Genomic DNA, 9,932 nt, shown 5'->3' with positions numbered 1-9,932 from the left:
CGATGACGGTTACCCGGCACGGGTGGGCCGAGGAAGGGAGCGAGCCGTGCGATTCCGAAGCCGGGCGCATGCCGGACAGGAGCTGGCCGTCAGGATGCTGGAGTGGGCGAGCAGCGGTGATCTCGCGAACGTGACCGTGCTGGCGCTGCCGCGCGGTGGCGTTCCGGTCGGGGCGGAGATCGCCCGGGCCATGCAGGTGCCCCTGGACGTCCTGGTGGTCCGCAAGATCGGGGTCCCCGGGTCCCCCGGGGTGAGTGTCGGGGCGATCGCCGGGGACGATCCCCCGGTCTTCGACCGTACGGGGCTGAGGGCCATGGACCTCTCGGAGGACAGGCTCGGTGCCGAGGTGGCCGGGGCGCGGGTCGAGCTGCACCGGCGGGAGGGTGTCTACCGGGGCGGGCGTCCGGCCCCGGACGTCAGCGGTCACAGCATCGTGGTCGTGGACGACGGGCTGGTCACGGGGGTCACCGCCCGCGCGGCGCTGCGGCACCTTCGGCGCGGCGGTCCGCTGCGGCTGACGCTGGCGGTGCCGGTGTGCGGTCACGGGACCGCCGCGGCGCTGCGGGACGAGGCCGACGACGTGGTCTGCCTGTACCAGCCGCAGCGGCTGCGGTCGGTCGGCGAGTGGTACGAGGACTTCCACCAGGTCACCGACCAGGAGGTGCTGGACGCCCTGCGGGAACTGCACCCGGCCTAGGCGTCTCCCGGCCGACGGTGGTCAGCAGGTTCGCGACCAGCGGGTTCGGGTCGTTCCTCCGCCAGGCGACGGCGACATGGGTGCGGGCGGTGCCGGGGGCGACGGCACGGAAGGCGACGCCCTTGAGGCGGATGCGCCGGATGCTCGCCGGGGCCAGGGAGACACCGAGACCGGTCTCCACCAGGGCGCACACGGTCTGCCACTCCACCGCGTGCTGGACGATCCGGGGTGTGAAGCCCGCCTCGGCGCACAGACCGGTGATCCGGTCGTGGAGCCGCGGGCCGGCTTCGCGGGGCAGGAGCACGAACGGCGAGTCCGCCAACCGGTCCAGACGCACGGTGCGTCGGGCGGCGAGCGGGTGGGCCGTCGGCAGGACGGCGACGAACGGCTCGGTCAGGATGGTCCGGAAGCCGATCTCCGTCTCCCCGGTGGGGGGTTCGCGCAGCAGGCCGATGTCGATGGTCCCCTCGCGCAGGGCGGTGATCTGGGGCGCGGTGGTCATCTCGTGGATGTCCAGGTGCACGTCGGGGAACCGCTGCCGGAAGGTGCGCAGCAGGCCGGGCAGGACGGTCAGGGCGAGGGAGGCGGCGAAGCCGATCCGCAGGCGGCCCGCCCGGCCGCTTCCGGCGGCACGGGCGGCGGACAGACCGTCCGTGAGGTCGGCCAGGGCCCGTCGTACGGCGGGGAGCAGTTCGCGGCCGGCCGGGGTGAGGGTGACGCGCCCCGGTTCCCGGTGGAACAGCGGATGTCCGACCTTCTCCTCCAGACGGCGGATCTGCTGGCTCAGCGGTGGCTGGGCGATGCCCAGCCGGGTGGCCGCGCGGCCGAAGTGCAGTTCCTCGGCGAGTACGACGAAGGCGTGCAGTTGCGGCAGCGGGAGCTCGGGGCGAAGCTCGGGACGCGTCATACGCCCAGAGATATCAGGTCGTGCCTCTCGCGGTATTAGACGTATCGACGCCGGTCACATAGCGTCCCGCGCATGACAGAGCGACGTGCGATCCTCAGCGGCTCGACGTTCGAGGAGCAGATCGGCTACGCCCGCGCCGTGGTCCACGGCGACTGGGTGCATGTGTCCGGGACGACCGGCTTCGACTACACCACCATGACGATCTCCGACGACGTGGTGGAACAGGCCGAGCAGTGCCTGCGCAACATCGGGGCCGCGCTGGCCGAGGCGGGGTGCGCCTTCGCCGACGTGGTGCGGGTGCGCTACATCCTGCCCGACCGGGACGACTTCGAGCCCTGCTGGCCGGTCCTGCGCCGCTGTTTCGGCGACGTCAGGCCGGCCGCCACCATGCTCGTGTGCGGTCTGGCCGATCCGCGTATGAAGATCGAGATCGAGGTGTACGCGCAGCGGCCGGCCCGGTGACGGCCGGCCCGGCGTCCCCGGCGTTCAGCTCTCGGCCGGGGTGAGCACGACGAAGTCCGCGTCGAAGGGGTCGAGGCAGACGGCCAGGCGGCCGACGCCCACCGCGTCCTCCGGGCCCATCTGCACCCTTCCGCCGTTCCCGGTGACCTCGGCCACCGCGGCGTCGCAGTCGGTGACGTGGAAGACCGGGTGCCAGTACGGCCGCCCGCCCGCCAGGGCGAGGTCCTCCTTGCGGACCTCCATGAGGCCGCCGTGCATCCGCTCCTCGGGCAGTCCGGCCGGGGTGATCAGGGTGTAGGTGCCCTCGCCGCCCGGCATCTCCGTGTCGCTGAACCGCCAGCCGAGGACACCGCCGTAGAACTCCTTCGCGGCTGCCGCGTCGCTGGTGTACAGCTCGGTCCAGGACAGTGAGCCCGGCTGGTCCACCAGGTCGACGCCCTTGCTCTCCCCCGGCTGCCAGACGGCGAACTGGCCGCCCAACGGGTCGCTGTACTGTGCCATCCGCCCCCATTGTTCGAGGTCCATCGGCGGCACCCGCACGGTGCCGCCGGCGCGCTCCACCGCCTGGGTCGTGGCGTCCGCGTCGGCGACGGTGTAGTAGATCATCCAGGCCGGGCGGGCGCCCTCCTCGGTGAGCTTGCCGAGCCCGGCGACCATCTTGCCGTCCTTGCGGAACATCCCGCCTTCCATGTCCTCCCCGTCCCCCATGGGCTCGTAGTCCCAGCCGAGGACCGCGCCGTAGAAGGCCGCGGCGGCCCGGACGTCGGGGGACCCGAGGTCGAGCATGCAGGGGGAGCCGGGGGCGAAGTCAGTGGTGATCACCGCGATGTCCTTTCGCTGAATCCCTTTGACCTCAGCGTGCCACCGGGCACTGACACTCGCCCTTCGGCTGCTCCTTCTCCGCCGACCCCCGCTTCGTGAACGGCAGCACGAGCCGGGAGGGGTGCGCGGCGTCCCGGTAGATCTCGTGGGTGACGGGGCGGCCGACCGGCAGGTGGAAGGCGTCCGGCGGCAGCAGCGCGTTGTGCGCGTCGGCCGGTGCCGTACCCGGGGCGCGCGGATCATGGGCTCCACTCCCCTGGCGACGACGTCCGCGTCGCCGGACTCCTGGGTGCGTGAGGCGATGGCCGCCGCGTCCGGACCGAAGCCGCACAGCCGGTCCACGGTGGTGGCGGGCATGCTCACCGGCGGTACGGCCATCCGGCCGACGTTGCGGTCGTCCTCGCCGACGCCGTTCGGCCTGAAGGCCGGGGTGTCCACGGAGGAGTCCCGACGCTCGGGATCCGCGCCCGTCACTCCGCACAGGACGAGACGTCCGGTGTCCTGCCGTCCGCGCCGGACGGCAGGACACCGGAGCCGGCCGCCGCGCTCTAACTCAGCGGCTCGATACGGATGTTGCGGTAACGGACCTTGTTGCCGTGGTCCTGCAGCCGGATGGCCCCGGCTGCGGGACCCTCGGCGATCCCGCCTCCCGTCGGGCTGTCGACGGTCACGTCGTCGTGGATCTTCTTGCCGTTCCACACCACGGTGATCCGCGCGTCCGACGTCTTGTTCCCTTCGGCGTCGTAGCGCGCCGCGTGGAAGACGATGTCGTACGACTGCCAGGTCCCGGGCGCTCGGGCGGCGTTCACATCGGGGGCCTTCTTCAGGTAGATCGCTCCCGCTTCGTTGGTGTCGAGCGTGGTGTCGCCGTAGGAGTCCAGGATCTGGAGCTCATAGCGGTCCTGGAGGTAGACGCCGCTGTTGGCGCGGTCCTGGCCCGTCACGTCCGGGGGGAGTTCGGGCAGCCAGTACTCCACGTGCAGCTTGAAGTCGTCGTAGCTGTTCTTGGTACGGATGTCCCCGCAGCAGACCTCCATCGCCCCGCCGTCGACCGGCCATTCGACCGGGCGCCCGTCGGTGTGCTGCCACCGGTCGAGGCCGTCACCGTCGAACAGGCCGACCGGCGCGCCGTGCCGGTCGACGCTGAGGAGGTCGAGGTTGACGTGGCCGGTGTCGCCCTCGTCGTACCGGTAGGCGATGCTGTTGTGCCCGGCGCGCAGTCTCAGGGCCTCGGTCTGCGTGGACCAGGTGTCCCAGTCACCGGTGCTGCGGAACCCGGTCTGCTTCACCTTCTTGCCGTTGACGTACAGGGAGAGGGATTTGGTGCCCTGGAAGGGGTTCGGTCCGTTGGAGTAGCGCAGCCCCACGTCGTACGTCCCGCTCCTGCCCACCTCGACGTCGAAGGTCGTGGTGGCGCCCTGGGTGCCGTACCGGTCGACGAAGCCGCTGCCGGAGTAGCCCCGGTGGTCGGTGTTGATGCCGGCCGCGCCGGTGAGGGCCGCCTCCTCGGCCTCGTACAGCGGGCCCTGTGCGGGCTGCGCGCCCGGCATGGCGTTGAGCGTGTACCAGGCTTCCGTGCTCCACAGGGTCTCGCCCGACGCCGAGCCGAACGGGCGCGGGGAGCGGACGTGCACGACGCGGCCCGGCTTGAGTCCCTCGATGGCCAGGGTCACCTTCCTGCGGTCGCGCGACAGCTCGGCCGACGTCACCTCCAGGGTCTCCTCGGCGATCTTGGGACCGCCGTAGTCGCGCGTCGGGGTGTAGCGCCACTGCTCGGCCTCGTAGTGGCTGACAAGGTTGTCAGCGGTCTCCTGGGACAGCGGCTGGGTGTACTCCAGCTCGAAGCCGCCCTTCTTCACCCGCATGGCCTGGATGTCGAAGGTGTTGCCGCCGTTCGGCGTCAGCTTCTGCAGGCCGTACCTGAGCTTGCCCTCCTGGCCCCAGTTGCCGTCCGCGCCCAGACCGCCCGCGTAGATCGCCCCGTCGGGGCCCATGGTGATGCGGTTGACGCCGGCTTCGAGGCCCTGGGTGAAGCGGAAGACGGCACCCTGGTACTGGCCCTTGACCTTCTCCAGGTAGGCCCGCTGGAGACCGCCGTAGGTGACGTCGCCGAACAGCATCTGCCCCTTGAACCTGCCCTTGGTCAGCTGGAGCGGGGTGCTGGGCGAGTTGGCGATCTCGTTCTGCGGGAGCCAGAGCACCGGCTGGGTCACCGGCTCGGAGTCGAAGGGGCCCGCGGGGTTGGTGTAGTGGTTGAAGAAGCGGTCCTGCTCGATGTGGACCAGCTTCGACGAGGGGAGCCAGCCGCCCTGGTTGTCGGTGGCGAAGAGGTCACCGCCGGGCCCCCAGCCGATGCCGTTCGGGGTGCGCAGGCCGCCGGCGAGGTAACTGACCTTGCCGGTCTTCCTGTTGACCTTGATGGTCGCACCCCGGCCGGGTGCGGGCTGCGGGTCCGTGGTGGCGCCGCCGTAGTTGATGGCGACGGACAGGTTCAGATAGAAGTGGCCCTTGCGGTACAGCAGTCCGAAGGCGAACTCGTGGAAGTTGCCGCCGTAGGGCCAGGTGGCGATCGTCTTGAACTCGTCCATGACGCCGTCGCCGTCGCTGTCGCCCAGCTCCGTCAGCTCGTGCTTCTGGGAGACGAAGATGGTCCCGTCGACGACCTTGAGGCCCATCGGCTCCTTGAGGCCCTCGGCGATCTTCGTGGCCTTCACCTTGTCCGGGCCGGTGGTGCCGGTGACCTCGTCCATGACGTAGACCTCGCCGGCGGTGTTGTCGGTGCCGCCCCAGGTGCTCACCACCAGACGGCCGTCGGGCAGCCAGTCCATGCCGGTGACCTGCGGTTCGAAGCCCTCGGGGCGCAGGTCGGTGAGGGTGTGGTCGGGGCGCACCGAGTTGAGCGGAAGGCCGTCGCCCGGCGAGTCCCTGACGCCCTCGCACTCCTTGCGGCCCGGCGCGGTGACGCGGACCACGCCGGCGTCGGTGCTCAGGGCCGTGTTCGGCACGGTCGCGAAGTCGCTCGCGCCCGGCGGCCGCCAGGCGAGGCTGAGCACCTGGTCGCCGCCGCGCTCGAAGTGGTCGATGCGCAACGCGTGCATGCCCTCGGTGAGCTGGACGGTGCCGTCCTTGGGCTCGGCACCGTGCAACCCGTCGTGGTCGATGACCAGTTGGTCGTCGATCAGCAGCCGTGAGCCGTCGTCACTGGAGAGCCGGAAGGTGTACGAACCGTCGGCCGGCACGTGGATGTTGCCGGTGACCTGGGTGACGAAGTTGTCGCTGAACCCGCCGAAGTCACCGGTCGTGCTCCAGTCGACGATCGGCATCAGCTTGTCGACGTTGGGGGTCTGTCCGGGCTTGAGCGTGCAGATCTTCTCGAGCGGGACCTGGACGTCGAAGACGCGCAGGGTGACTCCGGGCTCCTGGGGCGGCACGTCGGCCCGGGACGCGGAGTCCGGCCGGGCCGATGCCAGGGGGGCTCCCCAGAGCCCGCCCGCGACGAACGCGCCGACGAGCAGTCCTGTCAGGGATCTTCGGGCGCGCCGGTACAGCCGTGCGTCCATGCTTCCTCCTGCTGAGTCGACCGGAGGGCCGGATAACTCCGGTGCCGAATGGGCGAAACGCCAACGGTGGCGGCCGACACGCTAGGAGACTTCTGCTCAACCCGTCCATACTTTGTACTCGATGAGTTCAAAGTCCTTCCGGTGGGCAGTATTCATCGATGTAATGGACCGGCGTCGGAACGGCGGCGCCGCTACGGCGAGTCCGGGAGGCGGTAGACGGAGACGTGGGAGCGCGACTCGGCGGTGAACTCGGCGCCGTCCCAGTCCGCGTGCCTGGATTCCAGTTCGAAACCGGCCAGTTGGGCCATGAGGTCGAGTTCGGCCGGCCAGATGTAGCGGTGCGGGGTGCGGAAGAGCTCGGCCCGGTGGGTGCCGTCGAAGTGGAAGTGATGTGAGACGACGTGCTGGTGGAGGGTGTCGTAGGTGTCCAGGAGGATGTACCCGGGCTCGGACAGGCAGACGACGCCCGGCCGGCCCGGTGGCAGCTTGCGCAGCTCGGGCACCCACAGTTCGATCACGAACCGCCCGCCGGGGCCGAGGTGGCGGGCGGCGTTGCGGAAGCACTCGACCTGCTCGGCCTGGGTGAGCAGATTGGAGATGGTGTTGAAGACGAGGTAGACCAGGGTGTACTCACCGGGGGCGGCCGTGGTCGCCATGTCACCGATGATCACGGGGATCGTCGCCTCGTCGGCCTTGGTGCGCAGTTGCTCCACCATCGGCGGGGACAGCTCGATGCCGGTGACGGGCACTCCGCGCCCGGCCAGCGGGACGGCCACCCGGCCCGTGCCGATGGCGAACTCGAGTGCCGCCCCCTCCCCCGCGAGCCGGGCGAGGCGGTCCACCGCCGGATCCAGAACCTCGGGCGCGAACATGCCGGTGCCGGGCGTGTCATAGCGCCGGGCGGTGTCCGCGTCCCAGATCTCCCTCTGCTCCATTGCACCAACGCTCGCCCTCGGCGCGGGAGTTGTCCAGCGAATTAAGGTCAGGGCTTGCGGGCGAGACCGCCGTGCTCGCCGATGGGTTCCGGGGCGGGGGTGTCGCCGTCCGGGCGCCAGAGCGGGACCGAGACGACGCCGGGCTCGACGAGTTCCAGGCCCTCGAAGTACGCCGCGATCTGATCGATGGTGCGCAGGTTGTAGGGGACGGCGCCGCTCTCGTTGTAGGCGTCCTGGGCCTGCTCGAAGACGGGGTCGATGCCGCGCGAGCCGTCGTTGACGGAGAGGTAGCTGCCGGAGGGCAGGGCGTCCATCAGCCGGATGACGATGGAACGCGCCCGGTCGTAGTCGGCGATGTGGCCCAGGATGTTGCTGAGGATGAGGGCCGTGGGCCGCTTGAGGTCCAGCGTCTCGGCGGCGACCTCCAGGATGCGGTCCGGAGCCAGGATGTCGGCGTCCACGTACGCGGTCGCCCCCTCCGGGGTGGAGTAGAGCAGGGCGCGGGCGTGGGCCAGGACCATCGGGTCGTTGTCGACGTACACGATCCGGGACTCGGGGGCGATCCGCTGGGCGACCTGGTGGGTGTTGTCGGCCGTCGGCAGTCCGGTCCCGATGTCCAGGAACTGCCGGATGCCCACCTCGCCGGCCAGGTAGGTGATGTTGCGGCGCAGGAAGGCGCGGCTGCTGCGGGCGATGGTGACGATCCCGGGGAAGACGGCGGTGTAGGCGTCGCCGGCCTCCTCGTCGACGGGGTAGTTGTCCTTCCCGCCCAGCCAGTAGTTCCAGATCCGGGCCGAGTGCGGCACCGAGGTGTCGATCTTCTGCTGCGCTGATCCGGGCGCTGCGGCAGGGTCGGTCATGAGTACCGTCCGTAGTCGTTCGGGAGCTGTTTCGGCCAACGCACAATCTACGGTCCCACAGCTCGCCGGCGCAGGCCTGTCCGCGGGGAGACAGGGCCGTTTCCCGCCCGGCTCAGCCGGAAGACGCGGGCCCCGTGACGAAACGGGTGAGGTGCTCCGCCGCTCCGCGCGGCAGTTCCGCGACGGCCTCCGCGGGCAGCGTCGCGATCACGTCGCGCAGCCGCACGGCCAGGTCCGGGAAGAGGGCCCAGGCCGACGCCGGGGCCTCGACGGCCGTGAGCAGCAGATCCCCCTCGTAGAAGGTCGCGTCCAGCAGCGGCTCCTCCAGCAGCAGAGACACCGCGAACGGCAGCACGTACGGCAGGGCGACACGCTGCCCGACGAGCATGCGCAGATCTCCCGGTCGGAGTTCACGCAGCGGGACGCGCCGCAACCCGTGCACCGTGCGGATCAGGTGGGTCGCGTCGGCGGCCGGATCCTCCCAGCGGGGCGGATCCAGCTCGTCGAGCGTACGGTCGAGGTGCAGCAGACGGTCCACGGCGACATTCTCGCCGACCGGGCCGGCTTCCGGCTCCCGGCTTCCGGCTCCCGGCTTCCGGCTTCCGGCTTCCGGCTTCCGGCTCAGCCGATTTCCACGATGAGGTCGCCGCCCTCCACCTGCTGAACGCGGTTGATCGCCAGCCTGGTGACCGTACCGGCCCTCGGGGCGGTGATCGTGGCCTCCATCTTCATCGCCTCGATCGTGGCCACCGTGGCGCCGGCCGCCACCTCGTCGCCCTCGGCGACCACGAGGGTCACCACACCGGCGAACGGGGCCGCGACATGGCCGGAGTTGGCGCGGTCGGCCTTCTCGGTGACCGGGACGTCGGAGGCCGCCGCCCGGTCGCGGACCTGGATCGGCCGCAACTGGCCGTTCAGGGTGGACATCACGGTGCGCATGCCCCGCTCGTCGGCGTCGCCCACCGCCTGCAGCTCGATGAGCAGCCGCACACCGGGATCGAGGTCGACGCTGTACTCCGTGCCGGGGCGCAGCCCGTAGAAGAAGTCCTTGCTGTCCAGGACGCTGGTGTCGCCGAAGGACCGGCGATGCGTCTCGAACTCCCGGGTGGGTCCGGGGAAGAGGAGCCGGTTGAGGGTCGGCCGGCGGTTCTTCGCCAGGCCGGCGCGGTCGTCGGCGGTCAGTTCCCGGACCGGCTTGGGTTCGGCGCGGCCCCGCAGGGCCTTGCTGCGGAACGGCTCGGGCCAGCCGCCGGGCGGGGTGCCCAGCTCGCCGCGCAGGAAGCCGATGACGGAGTCCGGGATGTCGAACCGGTCGGGCTCCTCCTCGAAGTCGCCCGGGGAGACGCCCGCGCCCACCAGGTGCAGGGCCAGGTCGCCGACCACCTTCGACGAGGGGGTGACCTTCACCAGGCGGCCGAGCATCCGGTCGGCGGCGGCGTACATCGCCTCGATGTCCTCGAAGCGGTCGCCGAGTCCCAGCGCGATCGCCTGGGTGCGCAGATTGGAGAGCTGCCCGCCGGGGATCTCGTGGTGGTAGACGCGGCCGGTCGGCGAGGCCAGGCCGGCCTCGAAGGGGGCGTAGACCTTGCGGACGCCCTCCCAGTAGGGCTCCAGGTCGCCGACGGCCGTCAGGTCCAGGCCGGTGGGGCGCTCGGAGTGGTCGGTCGCGGCGACGATCGCCGACAGGGA

Annotated in this window: 9 protein-coding genes; 2 read left to right on the top strand and 7 right to left on the bottom strand. The window is 70.9% G+C overall.

Annotated elements, in window-relative coordinates; genetic code table 11:
• The first annotated feature begins 46 nt into the window (after window positions 1-46).
• Window positions 47-697, top strand: a complete 651-nt coding sequence (locus tag B7767_RS35430; RefSeq protein ID WP_179167426.1) for a phosphoribosyltransferase — start codon at window positions 47-49, stop codon at window positions 695-697.
• On the opposite strand, the gene B7767_RS35425 is transcribed toward B7767_RS35430, so the two are convergent.
• Window positions 648-1,604 (bottom strand): LysR family transcriptional regulator, encoded by a 957-nt coding sequence (locus B7767_RS35425; protein WP_085575643.1) that lies wholly within the window; start codon window positions 1,602-1,604, stop codon window positions 648-650. The two genes, B7767_RS35430 and B7767_RS35425, sit on opposite strands and share 50 nt — an antisense overlap.
• Window positions 1,605-1,676: 72 nt before the next feature.
• Here B7767_RS35425 and B7767_RS35420 point away from each other — a divergent pair, with 72 nt between their 5' ends.
• Window positions 1,677-2,066 (top strand): RidA family protein, encoded by a 390-nt coding sequence (locus tag B7767_RS35420; RefSeq protein ID WP_085575642.1) that lies wholly within the window; start codon window positions 1,677-1,679, stop codon window positions 2,064-2,066.
• Window positions 2,067-2,090: 24 nt separating this feature from the next.
• Here B7767_RS35420 and B7767_RS35415 read toward each other — a convergent pair whose 3' ends face one another.
• The 6 genes from B7767_RS35415 to B7767_RS35385 form a co-directional block, all read right to left on the bottom strand.
• Window positions 2,091-2,888 carry a VOC family protein gene (locus B7767_RS35415; RefSeq protein ID WP_085575641.1) on the bottom strand — a complete coding sequence of 266 codons (798 nt, stop codon included), beginning with the start codon at window positions 2,886-2,888 and terminating at the stop codon, window positions 2,091-2,093.
• 548 nt (window positions 2,889-3,436) lie between these two features.
• Window positions 3,437-6,448 (bottom strand): family 16 glycoside hydrolase, encoded by a 3,012-nt coding sequence (locus B7767_RS35405; RefSeq protein WP_085575640.1) that lies wholly within the window; start codon window positions 6,446-6,448, stop codon window positions 3,437-3,439.
• A gap of 191 nt (window positions 6,449-6,639) precedes the next feature.
• Window positions 6,640-7,383 (bottom strand): class I SAM-dependent methyltransferase, encoded by a 744-nt coding sequence (locus B7767_RS35400; protein ID WP_085575639.1) that lies wholly within the window; start codon window positions 7,381-7,383, stop codon window positions 6,640-6,642.
• Between the two features lie 47 nt (window positions 7,384-7,430).
• Window positions 7,431-8,243, bottom strand: a complete 813-nt coding sequence (locus B7767_RS35395) for an SAM-dependent methyltransferase (protein ID WP_085575638.1) — start codon at window positions 8,241-8,243, stop codon at window positions 7,431-7,433.
• 112 nt (window positions 8,244-8,355) lie between these two features.
• Window positions 8,356-8,781 carry a contact-dependent growth inhibition system immunity protein gene (locus B7767_RS35390; protein ID WP_085575637.1) on the bottom strand — a complete coding sequence of 142 codons (426 nt, stop codon included), beginning with the start codon at window positions 8,779-8,781 and terminating at the stop codon, window positions 8,356-8,358.
• 83 nt (window positions 8,782-8,864) lie between these two features.
• Window positions 8,865-9,932, bottom strand: a 1,068-nt coding sequence (locus B7767_RS35385) for a biotin/lipoyl-containing protein (RefSeq protein ID WP_306298029.1), incomplete at its 5' end; no start/stop codon positions are given.

This window comes from Streptomyces sp. 13-12-16 (assembly GCF_002114215.1).
GTDB lineage: Bacteria > Actinomycetota > Actinomycetes > Streptomycetales > Streptomycetaceae > Streptomyces.
The sequence above is the reverse complement of the archived record's forward strand: the minus strand, read 5'-3'. Positions and strand labels throughout refer to the sequence as shown.

Coding starts and splice junctions, on each gene's coding strand:
- B7767_RS35400 (WP_085575639.1), bottom strand. CDS start 7,383: ATGGAGCAGAGGGAGATCTGGGACGCGGACACCGCCCGGCGCTATGAC.
- B7767_RS35395 (WP_085575638.1), bottom strand. CDS start 8,243: ATGACCGACCCTGCCGCAGCGCCCGGATCAGCGCAGCAGAAGATCGAC.
- B7767_RS35405 (WP_085575640.1), bottom strand. CDS start 6,448: ATGGACGCACGGCTGTACCGGCGCGCCCGAAGATCCCTGACAGGACTG.
- B7767_RS35420 (WP_085575642.1), top strand. CDS start 1,677: ATGACAGAGCGACGTGCGATCCTCAGCGGCTCGACGTTCGAGGAGCAG.
- B7767_RS35425 (WP_085575643.1), bottom strand. CDS start 1,604: ATGACGCGTCCCGAGCTTCGCCCCGAGCTCCCGCTGCCGCAACTGCAC.